Annotated in this window: 14 protein-coding genes; 9 read left to right on the forward strand and 5 right to left on the reverse strand. The window is 66.0% G+C overall.

Going from position 1 to position 16,776, the window contains the following annotated elements:
* The first annotated feature begins 80 nt into the window (after nt 1–80).
* The 7 genes from phbB to BAU07_RS08095 all read left to right on the forward strand — a co-directional run bounded on the left by phbB (nt 81) and on the right by BAU07_RS08095 (nt 5,917).
* Nucleotides 81–818 (forward strand): acetoacetyl-CoA reductase, encoded by a 738-nt coding sequence (phbB, locus tag BAU07_RS08065; RefSeq protein WP_066655800.1) that lies wholly within the window; start codon nt 81–83, stop codon nt 816–818.
* 133 nt (nt 819–951) lie between these two features.
* Nucleotides 952–1,512 (forward strand): polyhydroxyalkanoate synthesis repressor PhaR, encoded by a 561-nt coding sequence (phaR, locus tag BAU07_RS08070; protein ID WP_066655802.1) that lies wholly within the window; start codon nt 952–954, stop codon nt 1,510–1,512.
* Between the two features lie 303 nt (nt 1,513–1,815).
* Nucleotides 1,816–2,352: an iron transporter gene (locus BAU07_RS08075; protein ID WP_066655804.1), complete on the forward strand. Its 537-nt coding sequence runs from the start codon at nt 1,816–1,818 to the stop codon at nt 2,350–2,352.
* Nucleotides 2,352–2,699, forward strand: a complete 348-nt coding sequence (locus tag BAU07_RS08080; RefSeq protein ID WP_066655811.1) for a cupredoxin domain-containing protein — start codon at nt 2,352–2,354, stop codon at nt 2,697–2,699. The genes BAU07_RS08075 and BAU07_RS08080 overlap by 1 nt, the downstream gene beginning before the upstream one ends.
* Before the next feature lie 24 nt (nt 2,700–2,723).
* Complete coding sequence (locus BAU07_RS08085; protein ID WP_066655817.1) at nt 2,724–3,605, forward strand: FTR1 family iron permease; 882 nt, start codon at nt 2,724–2,726, stop codon at nt 3,603–3,605.
* 30 nt (nt 3,606–3,635) lie between these two features.
* On the forward strand, nt 3,636–5,027 hold the full coding sequence (locus tag BAU07_RS08090) for a 4Fe-4S binding protein (protein ID WP_066655819.1): 1,392 nt from the start codon (nt 3,636–3,638) through the stop codon (nt 5,025–5,027).
* A gap of 17 nt (nt 5,028–5,044) precedes the next feature.
* Nucleotides 5,045–5,917 carry a PhzF family phenazine biosynthesis protein gene (locus tag BAU07_RS08095; RefSeq protein ID WP_066655820.1) on the forward strand — a complete coding sequence of 291 codons (873 nt, stop codon included), beginning with the start codon at nt 5,045–5,047 and terminating at the stop codon, nt 5,915–5,917.
* Between the two features lie 53 nt (nt 5,918–5,970).
* Here the strand turns inward: BAU07_RS08095 and BAU07_RS08100 are convergent, their stop codons facing one another.
* From BAU07_RS08100 to cphA (BAU07_RS08115), 4 genes are all read right to left on the reverse strand, one after another.
* The gene (locus BAU07_RS08100) at nt 5,971–6,321 is read right to left on the reverse strand and encodes a BON domain-containing protein (RefSeq protein WP_066655827.1); all 351 of its coding nucleotides are present in this window, start codon (nt 6,319–6,321) and stop codon (nt 5,971–5,973) included.
* A gap of 47 nt (nt 6,322–6,368) precedes the next feature.
* Nucleotides 6,369–6,530, reverse strand: coding sequence for a DUF1328 domain-containing protein (locus BAU07_RS08105; protein WP_066655834.1), 162 nt, complete (start codon nt 6,528–6,530; stop codon nt 6,369–6,371).
* A 223-nt stretch (nt 6,531–6,753) separates the two neighbouring features.
* Nucleotides 6,754–9,342: a cyanophycin synthetase gene (gene cphA / locus BAU07_RS08110; RefSeq protein WP_066655835.1), complete on the reverse strand. Its 2,589-nt coding sequence runs from the start codon at nt 9,340–9,342 to the stop codon at nt 6,754–6,756.
* 57 nt (nt 9,343–9,399) lie between these two features.
* Nucleotides 9,400–12,015 carry a cyanophycin synthetase gene (gene cphA, locus BAU07_RS08115; protein WP_066655836.1) on the reverse strand — a complete coding sequence of 872 codons (2,616 nt, stop codon included), beginning with the start codon at nt 12,013–12,015 and terminating at the stop codon, nt 9,400–9,402.
* Nucleotides 12,016–12,286: 271 nt separating this feature from the next.
* Here cphA (BAU07_RS08115) and BAU07_RS08120 point away from each other — a divergent pair, with 271 nt between their 5' ends.
* Nucleotides 12,287–14,593 (forward strand): cyanophycin metabolism-associated ABC transporter, encoded by a 2,307-nt coding sequence (locus BAU07_RS08120; protein ID WP_066655837.1) that lies wholly within the window; start codon nt 12,287–12,289, stop codon nt 14,591–14,593.
* 51 nt (nt 14,594–14,644) lie between these two features.
* Nucleotides 14,645–15,124 carry a cyanophycin metabolism-associated DUF1854 family protein gene (locus tag BAU07_RS08125; RefSeq protein WP_066655838.1) on the forward strand — a complete coding sequence of 160 codons (480 nt, stop codon included), beginning with the start codon at nt 14,645–14,647 and terminating at the stop codon, nt 15,122–15,124.
* 5 nt (nt 15,125–15,129) lie between these two features.
* On the opposite strand, the gene BAU07_RS08130 is transcribed toward BAU07_RS08125, so the two are convergent.
* Nucleotides 15,130–16,596 carry a mannitol dehydrogenase family protein gene (locus BAU07_RS08130; protein WP_066655840.1) on the reverse strand — a complete coding sequence of 489 codons (1,467 nt, stop codon included), beginning with the start codon at nt 16,594–16,596 and terminating at the stop codon, nt 15,130–15,132.
* Nucleotides 16,597–16,776: the final 180 nt, after the last annotated feature.

The following is a 16,776-nucleotide window of genomic DNA, read 5'->3' on the forward strand; positions in this document are numbered from 1 at the left end:
TCCTGCGATATGGCAGGCCGGGCGTAGCGCCAAGGCGGGATGGATCATTTGGGTGTTGCGGCACCAACAGGAGAATGGCGATGAGCGGGAAACTGGCTTACGTGACAGGCGGCATGGGCGGCATAGGCACTTCGATCTGCCAACGGCTGGCCAAGGACGGGTTCCGTGTGGTGGCGGGATGCGGGCCCAGCCGCAATTACCAGCAGTGGCTCGACGAGCAGGCCGCGCAGGGCTACACCTTTTACGCTTCGGTGGGGAACGTCTCGGATTGGGACTCGACCCTGCACGCCTTCGAGAAAGTACGCAAGGACTACGGTCCGGTCGACGTCCTGGTGAACAATGCCGGCATCACGCGGGATGGCCTGTTCCGCAAGATGTCGCTCGACGACTGGCGCGCGGTCATCGACACCAATCTCAACAGCCTGTTCAACGTGACCAAGCAGGTGCTGGAGCACATGGTCGACCAGCAGTGGGGCCGCATCATCAACATCAGTTCGGTGAACGGCCAGAAGGGCCAGTTCGGACAGACCAACTATTCCACCGCCAAAGCGGGCATACACGGTTTCACAATGGCGCTGGCGCAGGAAGTCGCCAGCAAGGGCGTGACGGTGAATACCGTATCGCCCGGCTATATCGGGACCGATATGGTTCGTGCCATCCGCCCGGATGTATTGGAGAAAATCGTCGCGACCATCCCGGTCCGGCGTCTCGGCGCGCCGGAGGAAATCGCCTCGATCATCTCCTGGCTGGCTTCCGACCAGTCGGGCTTTGCCACCGGCGCGGATTTTTCCCTGAATGGCGGGCTCCACATGAGTTGAAGCCAGGCGCCGGGCCGGGCGGCGGCCGGGACGCCAACAGGACTAACATATACACCGCCGCAGGCGCCGCCGCGGCCTGCCAACCGATGTCACGCACATAAGTACAACACGACCGACCCAGCAGGGGACAACCATGACGCAAGCCCAAGCAGGTGCGAGCACACGCCTGATCAAGAAGTATCCGAATCGCCGCCTGTACGATACGCAGACCAGCACGTACATCACGCTGGCGGATGTCAAGCAACTGGTGCTGGCCAGCGAATCCTTCCAGGTCGTGGACGCCAAGAGCGGCGAAGACCTGACCCGCAGCATCCTGCTGCAGATCATCCTGGAGGAAGAGGGCGGTGGCGTTCCCATGTTCTCGTCGAACATGTTGTCCCAGATCATCCGCTTCTACGGCCACGCCATGCAGGGCATCATGGGCTCCTACCTGGAGAAGAACATCCAGGCCTTCATGGAGATCCAGGAACGCATGGCCGAACAGTCCAAGGGACTCTACGGCAGCCAGTTCGGCCCCGAAGCCTGGACGCAATTCATGAATGGCCAGGCCCCCATGATGCAGAACATGATGAACAGCTACATCGAACAGAGCAAAAACCTGTTCGTGCAGATGCAGGACAAAATGCAGGACCAGACCCGCACGATGTTCTCCACGTTTCCCTTTCCCGGCGCGAACCAGGGCACCCGCAAGTAGGGGCAGCAGGCCGGCACCGTTGCAGCCATACGGCCGTTGCAGCCATTCAGGGCAGGGCCGCACCGCGTGGCGCGGCGTTGTGCCCGGCGGGAACCAAGGCCGGGCGCGCAGGTCCATAGCTGGACGCCGGCGCCGCGCGAGCAATGCCGGTGTGTCGGGAAGCCGGCCGCCCACGGGCGCGGAGGGATCGAACTTTCCTCCGCATGAAAACAGTTCTTGTTTGCATTCGGCTTCCCTTTTCCCTATGCTTTCGACTTTACAGTCGCGTCACACGGCGGATGTCCGCTTGAAAGGAAGAGTTCGATGATCAAACAGGCCTTGGCGCTCGCAGCCAGCCTTGCATTCTGCGGCGTGGCGGCCGCTGCCGAATACCCGATAGGGAAACCCGTCGAAAAAGGCGGCATGGAAATCGGCGCGGTGTATCTGCAGCCCATCGAAATGGACCCCCCTGGCGTGATGCGACCGGCGAAGGATTCGGACATCCATCTGGAAGCCGACATCCATGCGACGGCCGACAATCCCACCGGTTTCCCGGAAGGCGAGTGGATGCCTTACCTGGTCGTCAAGTTCGAATTGCAGAAGGAAGGCAGCCAGAACGTGCAGAAGGGCATGTTGATGCCCATGGTGGCGAACGACGGTCCGCACTACGGCGATAACGTCAAGCTGGAAGGCCCAGGCAAGTACAAGCTGAAGTACACCATCATGCCGCCCACGGCGGACCAGCACAGCCACTTCGGTCGCCACATCGACAAGGAAACCGGCGTCGGCCCCTGGTTCCAGCCCTTCGAATTGAACTATGAGTTCGTCTATGCCGGAACCGGCAAGAAAGGTGGCTACTGATGGCTCGCGCACGGGCATGGCTGCTGGCGGCGGCGCTGTCCATGCTGGGCGTCGCCGGCACCGCGCTGGCCGACGAGCTGCCGACCTTCCAGCTCACCTTCAAGCCGGACGGCACTTTCGAGCCAACACGGCTCGAGGTGCCGGCAGGCCGCTTCAAGATCGAGCTCAGCAACGAAAGCCACGAGCCCGTGGAGTTCGAAAGCATCCCGCTGCGCAAGGAAAAAGTGCTGGGGCCGGGCGTGAAGTCCTTTGTCGTCATCACGATATCGCGTCCCGGGGAGTATCCCTTCTTCGATGACTTCCATCAGGACGTGAAGGGCACGCTGGTCGTCAAACCCAAGGAATAAGGGCGCGTACGCGTCCGCGGTGTCATGGAACAGGTTTCTTTTATTGTCTGGCGCGAATCGGTGGAAGCCCTGCTGGTCGTGGGCATTCTGTATTCGTGGCTGCGCGCTTCACCCCAAGGGCGGCGTGGGCTGCCCTATCTGTGGGGCGGTGTGGCGGCTGGGCTGGGCTTGGCGTTGCTCCTGGCCCTGGTGTTGCTGGGTGTCTCGTCCTGGCTTTCCGACGATGGGCAGGAATGGTTCCAGGCGGGCATGGCGCTGGTCGCGTGCGTCCTGGTCGTGCAGATGGTCGTATGGATGAAAAAGCACGGCCGCAGCTTGAAGGGCGAACTCGAAAGCGGCGCGCGCAGTTCCGTGCAGCGCGACAGCTGGTGGGGGCTGCTGGTGCTCGTCATGATTGCCGTGGCGCGCGAAGGCAGCGAGACGGTGGTGTTTCTCTATGGTACGGTGTCGGCCGGCGCGGACGGCAGCAGTGCCTGGATGCTGGCGCTGGCTGGGCTGGCGGGCTTCGTGGTCGCCCTCCTGACATTCTGGCTATTGCAGTTGGGCGGCAAGCTGATCACCTGGCGGCGTTTCTTCCGTGTCACGGAGATCCTGCTGCTGCTGTTGGCCGGTTCGCTGCTGGTCGGAGGGTTGGACCATCTGATTTCGCTGGGCGTGTTGTCGCCGCTGGTCGATCCCCTCTGGGACAGCAGTTGGCTGCTGGACGATAGCAGCGGCGTGGGCAAGATCCTGGCCGATTTCGCGGGATATCGCGCCTACCCCGCGCTGACGTCCGTGCTGGCGTGGGTGGCCTACTGGCTGGTGGTGTGGGCGCTGTTGCGCCGGGTGGGTTCCGGCCCGGCGGCGCGGTCGGGCGTAACGGCAGCCACGCAGGGCGAGAAGGCCGCGTCCGCCCATGTCCGCTGAGGCCCATGTTGTTGAGGAAGGTTTGAAGCCATGGCTGTAGCAGTGGCGCGGGCGACGACCCGCGTGGCTGATTTCCTGCGTGACCATGCCCCTTTGCTGCGCAAGCTGCAATGGGGCATCGTTGCTTTATATCTGTTCCTGCTGATCGTGCCGGCGGTGATGCCGCTGCCCGACAATTCGGCGTCGGTGTTCAACAACCTCACCATCGTGGCGCAATTCGCCTTCTGGGGCGTATGGTGGCCGTTCGTACTGGTCTCCATGCCCATCATGGGCCGCGCGTGGTGCGGCTTGTTCTGTCCGGAAGGCATGCTGACCGAATGGGCCAGCGAGCGCGGCCAGGGCCACGCGATCCCGCGCTGGATGCGCTGGGGCGGCTGGCCTTTCGTCGCCTTCGCCCTGACGACGGTCTACGGTCAGCTCGTCAGCGTGTACCAGTATCCATTGGCGGTGCTGGCGGTGCTGGGCGGCTCGACCGCCGCCGCCATGGTGGTGGGGTGGCGTTACGGGCGCAGCAAACGGGTGTGGTGCAAGTACCTGTGCCCGGTCAACGGCGTGTTCAACCTCCTCGCCAAGCTGGCGCCCTGGCACTTCAAGGTCGATGAGGAAGCGTGGCGGCATCCGGTCATCCGCATCCAGCCGGTGAATTGTGCGCCACTTGTGCCCTTGCGCCATATGAAAGGCGCGGGCGATTGCCATATGTGCGGTCGTTGCAGCGGCTATCGCGGCGCCATCGCGCTGACGCCGCGTTCCCCCGAAGCCGAAATCGTGCACGTGGCGTCTGGCGATGCGTGGCAGACAGCCCTCGTGGTGTTCGGCATGATGGGCATCGCCATGGGCGCTTTCCTGTGGAGCGCCAGTCCCTGGTTCGTCACCCTGAAGCAGGCCGCGGCCACCTGGCTCATCGAGCGCGACATCACCTGGCCGCTGCTCGACAATGCGCCCTGGTTCATCCTGACCCATTACCCCGCTGTCAACGACAGCTTTTCCTGGCTGGACGGCGCCTGCATCCTGTTCTTCATCGGGGCCACCACGGTGGTGGTGGGCGGCGCCATTTACCTGGCGCTGTGGTTCGCCGACCGCGTCCTCGGCTCGCCGGCGCCGGAAGGCCGCACGCCGTGGGGCGGTGCCGGCTTGCACAAACTGGCGCAGGCCCTGATTCCGGCGGCCGGCATCGGTGTCTTCCTGGGGCTGTCGGCTACCACCATAACCTTGCTCAAGCACGAAGGCGTGCGCGCGGCATGGGCCAATCCGGTTCGGTTCACGCTGCTAACTTTGGCGCTGGCCTGGACGTTGCGCCTGGCGTGGCGGGTGATGGGGCCGCGCGCGGCGTCCCCGGCGCGCCGGGTGGCGGCATGGATGTTGTTTACCGCGGGCCTGGTGCCGTTCTGCGCGGCCTGGGTACTGTTCTTCGTAACCTGGTAAGGGCGCAGGCCTGCCGCATGAGAATCTACCGCTATCGCCTTCTGAATGTCTTTGCCGAAACGCTTTTCGGCGGCAACCCCTTGTGCGTCTTCGAAGACGGACGCGGGCTCGACGATGCGGAAATGCAGGCGCTTGCGTTGCAATTCAACCTGTCCGAGACCTGCTTCATCCTGCCATCGCGCGATGCGACGGCACGGGTGCGTATCTTCACGCCCGGCTACGAAATGCCGTTTGCCGGACATCCAACCCTGGGCACGTCCCATGTGGTGCGGGCCCTGACCGGCGTCGGCGACAGCCTGACGCTGGAGACGCAGGCCGGCCTGGTCCCGGTGGTCGCGCAAGGGAATACATGGACCTTGTCCGCGCCGGGCGGACGAGCGCCGGAGACGCGTGCCTGCATGCTGCCGGCGACGCAGCTGGCCGCACATTTGGGATTGTCTGCGGACGACCTGTTGGCCGAACCGATCTGGGTAGACACGGGCGCCCATCAACTTCTGGTGCCCCTGCGGACCGCCGAAGCCGTGCGGCGCGCGCGCCCGGACAGCGCCAGCCTCGATGCCTGGGAGCCCAGCAAGGCGGGCCGTCGCATTGCCTATGTGTTCGCGTTCGACGGCCAGGATAACGACGGCGCCGACCGCGTGATCGCGCGCTATTTCTTCGTCAAGCCAGGCGGAGGCGTCGTGGAAGACCCGGGCACCGGATCGGCCTGCGCCAACCTGGGCGGCTGGTATATCGCAAAGGGCCGGCCCTTGCCTGCGCGCGCCCGTGTGCAGCAGGGCGAGCAAACGGGACGTCCTTGCGTGTTGACGCTGGATGTGTCGACGGAACGCGAAATCCGCGTGGCGGGCCAGGTGCTGGAGCTGGGCGACGGCACGTTCCGCCTGCCCTGAAGCAGGCAGGAAGACAGGCGCGCGCCGGGTGGCGGGCGCCTGTCCTGCAGTGGCTACTTCTTGCTCTTGCTGGGATCGACCTTCAGGTTGTTCTTGACCTGCTTGACCCCTTCGATACCGCGCGCCACATGGGTGGCGTTGTCGCTTTGCGCAGCGGTGGCGACCGTGCCGGTCAAGGTGACCACGCCGTTGTTCGTCTCCACGGCGATATCCAGGGCGCTCAGCGACTTTTCGGCGACGATGGCGGCCTTCACCTTGGTGGTGACGACGGCGTCCGAGGTGTATTCGCCGACGGACTGTTTGGGTTTGCCGCTGCCGGTGTCGTTGTCGGCCGCATAGGCGGCCGAGCCGACGGCAGTGCTCAGGCCGATAACGGCGGCGGCGATGATTTGGCGAGTGTGCATCTTATTTCTCTCCTTGTGCGGGGAATACGGGGCGGCGGCGCCTGACGCTATCGTCGGAACATGCCGCCCAGGATGGAAAGCAGGGCAAGGACCAGGAACACGAAAAACAGGATCTTCGCGATGCCCGCGGCGCCCGCGGCGATACCACCGAAGCCAAGGACGGCCGCGATGATCGCGATAACGAAAAAGACGACGGCGTAATGCAGCATGGTTGCCTCCCGATGGAAAAGCGTCGGGGACCATGGCGCCCCCGGCGTATACCTGAACGCCGGGGCAATATGCCCAGGCGTACGGGTTATCACCAAGCTACGTGCCCAGCCGGGGCAGGGTCAAACGTCGATGTGCGGAAATGTAACTCCGAGGCCATGGCTGAGCCTGCGAGCCGCATGGCGGCACCGCTGTTACAGATGCGCAACCTGGAGCGGCTCAGCGTTACAACTGTGGCGTCCCAGGTACGGTCGCGACGCGCGCGGCGATATGCGCGAGCGCTTCCTCAACCTGGTCTACCAGGATCAGGCAAAGGTCGCCGGCTTGCAGGCGCGCCAATGCCGTGTCGATGGCGAGGAATTCGCCGCGAATCTCGGCGATATGGCTGGCGCGCCTGGCCTGGCGCAGCCCTTCACGCAGCAAGGCCAGCACTTCGCCATCGGCACGCCCGCGCTGGCATTGGTCTTCGTACAGCAGTACATCGTCGAAGGCATCGCCCAGGATTTCGGTCTGGCGCCGGATGTCCTCGTCGCGCCGGTCGCCCGCGCCGCTGATCACGACGGCGCGGCGCCTGGCCGGCATGCCATTGATGGCCTGCACCAGCGCCGTGATGGCGTCCGGGTTGTGGCCATAGTCCGCGATAACGGTCGCGCCGCCGTAGTCGAATACGTTGAAGCGTCCGGGCGCGGTCGCCGCGTCGCTGACGAAGGTTTTCAGGCCCTGCCGGATGAGGGGCCAGGGGATGTTCAGGGCCCACGCGGCGCCGATCGCCGCCATGGCGTTTTCCACCTGGAAGCCGATGTGGCCTTCGCGCGTGAGCGGGATATCGGCCAGCGCGATGGTATGGGTTCGGCCGCGGCGTGCCGCCACGATCCTGTCCCCGTCGCGGTACACGACCCGGTTGCCCTGCGCCCGATGCGTCGTCATGCGGGGATGGTGGCCGTCCTGAGCGAAGAACACGATGTCGCCGGGGCAACTGGCCGCCATATCGGCGACGATGGGGTCGGCCGCGTTCAGGACCGCGGCGCCGCTGGGATGCACGTACTGCACGATGACGCGCTTGACGACGGCGAGGTCCTCGACCGTGCTGATGTAGCCCAGGCCCAGGTGGTCGCCCATGCCGATATTGGTCACGACGGCGACGTTGCAGCGGTCGAACGCAAGGCCTTCGCGCAGGATGCCGCCGCGCGCGGTTTCCAGCACGGCCGCGTCGACGTCCGGGTGCAGCAGCACGCTGCGCGCGCTGCGCGGGCCGCTGCAATCGCCCGTGTCGATTCGGCGCGCACCGATATAGACGCCGTCCGAATTCGTCATGCCGACGCGCTTGCCGTCCTGTCCCAGGATATGTGCGATCAGGCGCACTGTTGTGGTCTTGCCGTTTGTGCCGGCCACGGCCACCAGCGGAATGCGGCCGTCCTCGCCTTCGGCGAACATGTTGGCGATGATGGCCTCGCCCACGGCGCGCCCTTTGCCGAACGACGGGTTCAGGTGCATGCGCAGGCCGGGGGCGGCGTTGACCTCGACGATGGCGCCGTGTTGTTCCTCCAGGGGCAGGTGCACGGTCTCGGCGACGACGTCCACGCCGCACAAGTCCAGCCCGATCATGCGCGCAGCGGTCACTGCGCGGGCCGCCAGTTCGGGGTGGACCTCGTCCGTGACGTCCGTGGCCGAGCCGCCGGTGCTGAGGTTGGCGTTGTTGCGTAGAACCACGCGCGCGCCGGCCGGTGGCACCGAGTCCACTTGCAAGCCTTGCTTGCCGAGCGTGGCGAGCGCGATGTCGTCGATCCGGATCTTGGTGAGGGCGGTGGCATGGCCGTCGCCGCGCAGGGGATCCGCGTTGACCTGCTCCACCAGTTCGCGCACGGTATGGACGCCGTCGCCGGATATCTGGGGCGGGTCCCGGCGTGCCGCGGCAACGAGGGTGTCGCCCACCACCAGCAGGCGGAAGTCGTGCCCGGGGATATACCGCTCCACGATGACATCGCGACTGATGTCGGCCGCCGCGGCATACGCGGCGACAATGCGTTCACGGGTCTCGATGTTGACGGCCACCCCGCGCCCCTGGCTGCCGTCGCGCGGCTTGACGACGACGGGGCCGCCCAGTTCCTGGGCCGCTGCCCAGGCGTCCTCGGCGGTGTCCGCGGTACGGCCGCGCGGCACCGGCACGCCTGCCGCGTCCAGCAGCATTTTGGTCAGGTCCTTGTCCTGCGCGATGGATTCGGCGATGGCCCCGGTCATGTCGGTTTCGGCGGCCTGGATGCGGCGCTGCCGCGAGCCCCAGCCGAACTGCACCATGCTGCCTTCTGTCAGCCGGCGATACGGGATATTGCGCGCGACAGCGGCATGGACGATGGAGCCGGTGCTGGGACCGAGCCGCAGGTCTTCGTCGAGTTCGCGCAGCCGGTGCAGGGCGTCGGCCAGGTCGAATGGCGTATCGTCGCGAGCCGCCTGGCACAACGCTCCGGCCAGGTCCAGCGCCAGCCTGCCTACGGATTCTTCGCTGTATTCCACGACGACCTGGAAGATACCCGGCTCTACCGTCGCTGCGGTCCGGCTGAATGCGACCGGGCAGCCGGCGTGCGCCTGCAGGGCCAGAGCCACCTGCTCCAGCACGTGGGCCGTCGACAAGGTGGCCTGGTGCCCCTCGGGACGCAGCAACCCCAATTGCGGAAAGCGCTGGCGCAGGCGCGGCTCCAGCTCGGGCATACGTTCGATGGCGCATTCGACATCGTCGCAGGCGACGATGGCTTCGATGGCGGTGTTGCGGCTCCACAGGTTCGGGCCGCGCAGTGCGCGTATGCGGGAGACTTCCATGCGGGTATTCCTGTCAGCCGCGTATGCCGTTCGGGAACGGGGTGGCGGGCGTTATCGTCAGTTCTGCTCGATCCACCGGTGCAGCAAGTGCAGGGTGGTCTCGGTGTTGCCTTCGTCGCATTGCACGACGACGAAGTCGCCGGGCTGGATGCTGTCCAGCATGGTCTGGATGGCCAGGGCGTGATCGGGTTCGTCGGCGATGGCCGTGGCGCGGGCGCCCGCCTGCGCGCCGCCGCGCAAGAGCGCGCGCGCCTGGCCGGCAGGGCGGCGCGACGTCACGGTGGCATCGTCGTACAGTACGACCTGGTCGAAGGCATCTCCGAGCAGGCGTCCCTGTTCCAACAGATCTTCATCGCGCCGGTCCTTGCCGGCGCCGTACACGACCCTGCGCCGGCTGGCGGGAAAGCGCTCCGCCGCCGCGATCAGCGCGCGCAGCGCGGCGGCATTGTGCGCGCCGTCCACCACCACGGTCGCCCGGCCGCGCTCGACCAAGGTGAACTGCCAGGGCGCGTCGGCGCGTTCGACGTCGAAAGTCTCGATGCCGACGCGGATGATGTCGGCCGGCACACCCAGCGCCCATGCGGCGCCTACGGCGGCCAGCACGTTCTCGATCTGGAAATCGACGCGGCCCTGCAGAGTCAGCGGAATGGCGGCCACCTCGCTCAGGCGTTCCTGGCGGCTGCCGTGCGCCAGCACGACATGGCCGTCCTGGATGTACACCGCGCGCTTGCCCAGCGCGACATGCGAGGCGATGGCGCTCAGGTGCGGGTCCAGGCCGAAGAAGACCACATCGCCGTCGCACAGGCCGGCCATTTCGACCAGGCGCTGGTCGCGGGCATTGAGCACGGCAGCGCCGGTGGGCAGGACCACATCGACCTGCGTGCGCAGCACGTTGTACATGCCGTCCAGATCGCGGATGTCGTATTCGCCCAGATGATCGCCATCGTCGAGGTTGGTGACCACGCCAACCTGGCAGCGATCGTAGGCCAGGCCCTGGCCCAGTATGACGGCGGTGCTGTTCTCGATGACCGCCGCGTCCACGGAACGGTTTATCAGGACGCGCCGGCCGCTCGCCCAGTCCGCGCAATCGCCGCGTTGCACCTGCCGCTCGTTGAAGTACAGCCCTTCGCTGCAGGCCAGGCCGACATGCTTGCCCCACAGGCGCAGCAGGCGCGCGGTCAGGCGCGCCACCACCGTCTTGCCATTGGTGCCCGTGACGCCGACCACGGGAATGCGGCCGTCTTCGCCTTCGGGAAATAGATGGTCGACAATGGCGCGGCCCACGGGACGCGGTTCGCCGTCGGCCGGCTTCAGGTGCATCAGCAGGCCGGGGCCGGCGTTCACCTCCACGATGGCGCCGCGCTGCGCCTGCAGCGGACGCGAGATGTCCTCCGCCACGACATCCACACCAGCCACGTCCAGCCCGACGACGCGAGCAGCGAGCGTCACGGCATGGGACACTTCGGGATGCACCCGGTCGGTCACGTCGAACGCGACGTTGCCGTTGCGCTGGATGAGCACGCGGCGTCCGGCGGCCGGTACGGAAGCGGCCTCATAGCCCTGCCGCGCGATTTCAAGCCGTGCGGCCGAATCCAGCCGAACGGGATTCAAGGGGCAGTCCTCGCCCCGGCCCCGGCGCGGATCGGTATTGATCTGCAGGTCGATCAGGTCTTCGATGCTGTGTTCGCCGTCGCCGACCACCCATGCCGGCTCGCCGCGTGCGGCGGCGACCATGCGGCCGCCCACCACCAGCAGCCGATGCTCGTTGCCCACCACGAAGCGTTCCACCAGGACACCGCTGCCTTCTTCCTCGGCCACGGCATATGCCGAGGCGATCTCTTCCTGGCTGTTCAGGTTGGTGAAGACGCCGCGGCCATGATTGCCGTCGTAAGGCTTGACCACAACCGGCACGCCGATGTCCTGCGCGACTTCCCAGGCCTCTTCGGGCGACTCGACGAGACGTCCCTCGGGAACCGGCACGCCACATTCGGCCAGCAGGCGCTTGGTCAGGTCCTTGTCGCGCGAGATTCCCTCGGCGATGGCGCTGGTGCGGTCGGTTTCCGCCGTCCAGATGCGGCGCTGGCGGGCGCCATAGCCCAGCTGCACCAGATTCCCCTCGAAGAGCCGGATGGCCGGGATATCGCGGTCGTCCGCGGCATCGACGATGCATGCGGTGCTGGGACCCAGGCAGTGCCGGTCGACCATGCGCCGCAGCCGCGCCACGGTGTCTTCCACGTCGTACGGCCGGTCTTCCATGGCGGCCATCACCAGGTCGCGTCCCGCCGCGAGGGCAGCACGCGTGACGTCTTCCTGCCAGGCCCGAACGATGACCTTGTAGACGCCGCGCGTGGCGGTTTCGCGTGCTTTGCCGAAGCCGCCCGGCAGCCCGGCCAGGTTCTGCAGTTCCAGGGTGACATGTTCCAGGATATGCGCGGGCCATGTGCCTTCGCGCAGGCGCTGCAGGAAACCGCCGCGCACGCCGGGGCTGCAGCGGTGCTCGATCAGCGTAGGCAGCCACGTCGACAGCCGCTCGTAGAATCCCGGGATGGTATTGGACGGGAAGTCTTCCAGCTCCCCGATATCGACCCAGGCCTGCAGTACCGGGCGATACGTCCAGATGTTCGGGCCGCGCAAAGCCACGACATCGAGAAATTCAATGTCTTTCTTTTTCATGTTCTAATTTGCTGAAAATCCGATGGCGGACGGAGATATTCCTGGGCCGGTGCGGTTGTCGTTATTCCGTGCGCAGGCACGGGTGCGCGTATCGCCAATGCCACTGGTGCTCTGTGAACGCCGCCGATTATAGAAATATCGACCCGCGGGCGGCGACGCGGATTCTACCCATAGCCTCTCTTGTGTTGTAAGGAAGGAACACGTTTTCAGCCTCGCGCCGAAATCGGGTACCCGGCCTGTCGGTTCCGCCGCGGCTTTGAATACGTTTTCCATGAAGAAACCCGTCATAGTCCCTGCTTCCGATGGAAGCGCGCTGCCGCCTGAGTGGCGAGCCGATATGCTTGCCCAGCTGGCCGACGGGGAAACCCTCATTGCGTCGCTGGCACTAGACCTGGACGCCGCCCTGAAGTTCCGCAATGGCGCTGTTTTCCTGACCGATCGGGCCATTGTCGCGCGCGAACCGGGCGATGAACAATGGCGGCGCTGGCCGTACGACGCCAGCACGGGCATGGCGATCTCCGACCATGCAGGAGTGGGCGCGCTCGAGCTGCATGGCCCGCAAGGGCGGCTGGCGCTGTGGCGCTACACCCTGGGCCGCAATCCCGCCGCGCTGCGCTTGCGCGACGCCTATAACCGCCAGCGGGACGTGCTGCTGGGCTTGTCGCCCGCGGGAACGGCGCCCGCGCGCGTATGCGGCAACTGCCTGGCCGCGCTTACGCCAGAGCAGGACCACTGCCCAGGTTGCGTGCCGGCGCCCGTGGAGCCGCCCTCCACATGGGCCCTGCTGCGGCTGTGGCGCTTCGCGGTGCCGTACCAGGTACCGTTGACCCTGGGGTTTATCCTGACTGTCCTGGCCACGGCCGCGACGCTGGTGGCGCCTTACCTGACAATGCCCTTAATGGACGAGGTCCTGATCCCGTTCCAGAACGGCGTGCCGATCGACGAGAGCAAGGTACTGCTGTACCTGTCGGGCCTGCTCGGTTCGGCGTTGCTGGCCTGGGTGCTGGGGTGGGGCCGTACCTATATCCTCGCCTGGGTCAGCGAGCGCATCGGCGCGGACCTGCGCACCACGACCTATGAGCATATGCAGCACCTGTCGCTGGCCTACTTCGGCGGCAAGCGCACCGGGGACCTGATTGCCCGTATCGGCAGCGAGACCGACAGGATCTGCGTTTTCCTGTCGGTGCATCTGTTGGACTTCGCCACCGATGTGCTGATGATCGTGATGACGGCCGCGATCCTGATCTCCATCAATCCTTGGCTGGCGCTGGTCACGCTGTTGCCGCTGCCTTTCATCGGCTGGATGATCCATGCGGTGCGCGATCACCTGCGACATGGTTTCGAGAAAGTGGACCGGGTATGGTCGGAAATCACCAATGTGCTGGCCGATACCATCCCCGGTATCCGCGTGGTCAAGGCCTTCGCGCAGGAAAAGCGCGAGGTGCGCCGCTTCCGCGAGGCCAACCAGCGCAACCTCGACGTCAACGACCGCGTCAACAAGGTGTGGGCGCTGTTTTCGCCTACGGTGACCTTGTTGACGGAGGTCGGCTTGCTGGTGGTGTGGGTCTACGGCATCTGGCAGGTATCGCACCGCGAGATCACGGTAGGCGTGCTGGCCGCGTTCCTGTCGTATATCGGGCGCTTCTACACGCGCCTGGATTCCATGAGCCGCATTGTATCGGTGACCCAGAAGGCGGCCGCCGGCGCCAAGCGGATCTTCGATATTCTGGACCATGTATCGAGCGTGCCGGAGCCGCGCAAGCCGGTTGCCATGGACCGCGTGCAAGGCCGCATCCACCTGCGCGATGTGGGGTTTCGCTATGGCAACCGGTCGGTGATGCATGGACTGGACCTGGATATCGAACCCGGTACGATGATAGGCCTGGTTGGCCACAGCGGGTCGGGCAAGAGCACGTTGATCAACCTGATCTGCCGCTTCTACGATGTGTCGGAAGGGGCGATACTGGTGGACGGCGTCGACATCCGGTCAATGGCCATCGCGCAATACCGGCGCAATATCGGCCTTGTGCTGCAGGAGCCTTTCCTGTTCTTCGGCACCATCGCCGAGAACATCGCCTATGGCAAACCCGAAGCCAGCCGCGACGAGATCGTCGCGGCCGCGCGTGCCGCGCACGCCCATGAGTTCATACTCCGCCTGCCGCATGGCTACGATTCCCTGGTGGGCGAACGCGGCCAGGCCCTTTCCGGTGGCGAACGCCAGCGCATCTCCATCGCGCGCGCCCTGTTGATCGACCCGCGCATTCTTATCCTGGACGAGGCGACCTCGTCGGTGGATACCGCCACGGAGAAGGAAATCCAGAAAGCACTGGACAATCTGGTCCGCGGGCGCACCACCATCGCCATCGCGCACCGGCTCAGCACGCTGCGCAAGGCCGACCGCCTGGTGGTGCTGGACCGTGGCCGTATCGTCGAACAGGGCAACCACGAGCAGCTCATGGCCGCCGGCGGGCACTATCATGAGCTTTACCAGGCGCAGGCCAGGCAGGCCGAGGCCGACAGCGCCGAACGCGACGAAGATGCCCCGGCCGGCGACGACGATCTGCTGGCCGGCAACTGAGTCCACGGCGATGGCGACGAGTCCCGAAACGCAAAGACTATCCCGAGACGTATGTCCTTGATTACCGCGCCCGACTTCCAGTTGCATCGCAACGCTTATGGACGGCTGGTCTACGTAGGCCCGGACGGCCATGCCATCGAAGGCGTCACGCCGGTGCGCGCGTTTCCGATTTCAGCACCCGACGGCGGATGCTCGCTGGTGGATCCGTCCGGGCACGAGGTGACCTGGATCGCCCGCATGGACGACTTGCCCCAGGCCATGCGCGGCTTGCTGCAGGAAGCGCTGAACGCGCGTGATTTCATGCCTCGCATCCAGCGCATCGTGTCGGTGTCGGGCTATGCCACCCCGAGCACCTGGACAGTACAGACGGATCGCGGCGCCACGGCCTTCCTGCTGCGCGGCGAGGAAGATATTCGCCGGCTCGCGGCCCACGCGCTGTTGATCGCCGACAACCACGGCGTGCACTACCTGTTGCCGGACATGCGCGCGCTGGACAAGCACAGCCGCAAGCTGCTGGACCGTTTCCTGTAGGGGCCTCAGCGCGTGGCGTAGCGACGCGCCGTCGCCAGTGCCCCGTCCTTCGCCAGCGCGGCGAAGGCCGATCGCACGCTGGCGACAAAGCGCAGGTCCGCCGCCAGCGCCGGGGGAAAGATTTCCCGCACGCCGAGCAGGCGCTCCACGAGTCCATCTTCACCCTGGCTGACCAGTGCGCGCAGGTGATCGGCCATGGGGTCGTTCAGTTCCAAGGCCGTGCCTCGTTCGGAACGGCCGCCGAGGAACCGCATCCATGCGGCCACGGCGAGCGCCAGGCGGTGCACGGCATAACCGTCCCGCAAGCGGTCGGACACCGTGCCCAGCAGCCGGGGAGGCAGCTTCTGGCTGCCGTCCATGGCGATCTGTATGCAGCGATGCTTGAGCGCCGGGTTGGCAAGGCGGGTCAGCAATTGGTCGCGATAGGACAGCCGGTCGAAGGTCGCCGGCACGGTCAGCGTGGGCGCGATGTCGTCGGTCATCATGCGGTGCAGCAGGGCGCGCAAGTCCGCGTTGGCGATGGCGGCGTCGACCGTGTCGATGTCCGCCAGCAGCGCCAGGTAGGCCAAGGTGGAATGGCAGCCGTTCAGCATGCGCAGCTTGCCGACCTCATAGGGCGTGACGTCGCTCACCAGCAGGGCGCCGGCCTGTTCCCAGGCCGGGCGTCCCGCCGGGAAATTGTCCTCGATGACCCACTGCCGGAAGCTCTCGCTGGGCACGGGCCAGGCGTCCGCGCATCCCAACGCCGCGGCGGCGGCCTTGCGGTCGGCCTCCGAGGTGGCCGGTACGATGCGATCGACCATGGTGGAGGGAAAAGCCACTTCGCTGTCGATCCATGCGCCGAGCGCCGGATCAAGGGCGCGCGCGTAATCCACGACCGCACGGCGCAGGGCCACGCCGTTGTGCGCCAGGTTGTCGCAGGACAGTACCGTAAAGGGATGCTCGCGGCGCGTGCGCAGCGCCGCCACCAGATAACCCGGCACGCTTTGCGGATGATCCGGGTCCTTCAGGTCGCGCGCGATGAGCGGATGCGAAAAATCCAGTCCGCCGGTCTTCGGGTCCAGGCAATAGCCTTTCTCCGTCACGGTAAGAGAGACGATCCTTACCTTGGGATCGCGCATGGCGGCGAGCACGGCCTGCGGTTCTTCCGGAGCGACCAGGATGCCGCGCAGCGCGCGGGCGACGCGGACTCGCTCGCCGTCCGTGTCGCGGACCAGCACGCTGTAGAGGAAATCCTGCGGCGCCAGCGCGTCGCGCGTGTCGGCGCGGCGCAGCGATACGCCGCATATGCCCCAGTCGCCGCCGGCGGCCAGCATGGCGTCCTCCGTGTACATGGCCTGGTGGGCCCGGTGGAAATTGCCCAGCCCCAGGTGCACGATGCCGATGCCGGGCTCCTTCCACGGCAGTGCGGGCAGGTGATCGCGCAGGTGTGGCAGTCGTTCCAGGTTCAGGCGGGGCAGGGGAGCGTTCATTTGGCGGGTAAGGTTCGGCGGGTACGGCGATCAGGGACCAGGCGGAGCCCGGCGATACAACACTATATCGGCTCGTGCCCTGCTGGGCGCGGATTGTCCCGTCCCAGTGTGGGCGTTGAACTGGTATGGTAGTATCCAGGCCCTCGGTGCGGCAAGTCGTATCCGCGCCGGTGCCCAGCG

This window comes from Bordetella flabilis (assembly GCF_001676725.1).
Taxonomy (GTDB): domain Bacteria; phylum Pseudomonadota; class Gammaproteobacteria; order Burkholderiales; family Burkholderiaceae_B; genus Bordetella_C; species Bordetella_C flabilis.

Bases quoted from the DNA above. Each gene is read 5' to 3' on its own strand.
- phbB (WP_066655800.1), top strand. From the start codon at position 81: ATGAGCGGGAAACTGGCTTACGTGACAGGCGGCATGGGCGGCATAGGC.
- phaR (WP_066655802.1), top strand. From the start codon at position 952: ATGACGCAAGCCCAAGCAGGTGCGAGCACACGCCTGATCAAGAAGTAT.
- BAU07_RS08075 (WP_066655804.1), top strand. From the start codon at position 1,816: ATGATCAAACAGGCCTTGGCGCTCGCAGCCAGCCTTGCATTCTGCGGC.
- BAU07_RS08080 (WP_066655811.1), top strand. From the start codon at position 2,352: ATGGCTCGCGCACGGGCATGGCTGCTGGCGGCGGCGCTGTCCATGCTG.
- BAU07_RS08085 (WP_066655817.1), top strand. From the start codon at position 2,724: ATGGAACAGGTTTCTTTTATTGTCTGGCGCGAATCGGTGGAAGCCCTG.
- BAU07_RS08090 (WP_066655819.1), top strand. From the start codon at position 3,636: ATGGCTGTAGCAGTGGCGCGGGCGACGACCCGCGTGGCTGATTTCCTG.
- BAU07_RS08095 (WP_066655820.1), top strand. From the start codon at position 5,045: ATGAGAATCTACCGCTATCGCCTTCTGAATGTCTTTGCCGAAACGCTT.
- BAU07_RS08100 (WP_066655827.1), bottom strand. From the start codon at position 6,321: ATGCACACTCGCCAAATCATCGCCGCCGCCGTTATCGGCCTGAGCACT.
- BAU07_RS08105 (WP_066655834.1), bottom strand. From the start codon at position 6,530: ATGCTGCATTACGCCGTCGTCTTTTTCGTTATCGCGATCATCGCGGCC.
- cphA (WP_066655835.1), bottom strand. From the start codon at position 9,342: ATGGAAGTCTCCCGCATACGCGCACTGCGCGGCCCGAACCTGTGGAGC.
- cphA (WP_066655836.1), bottom strand. From the start codon at position 12,015: ATGAAAAAGAAAGACATTGAATTTCTCGATGTCGTGGCTTTGCGCGGC.
- BAU07_RS08120 (WP_066655837.1), top strand. From the start codon at position 12,287: ATGAAGAAACCCGTCATAGTCCCTGCTTCCGATGGAAGCGCGCTGCCG.
- BAU07_RS08125 (WP_066655838.1), top strand. From the start codon at position 14,645: ATGTCCTTGATTACCGCGCCCGACTTCCAGTTGCATCGCAACGCTTAT.
- BAU07_RS08130 (WP_066655840.1), bottom strand. From the start codon at position 16,596: ATGAACGCTCCCCTGCCCCGCCTGAACCTGGAACGACTGCCACACCTG.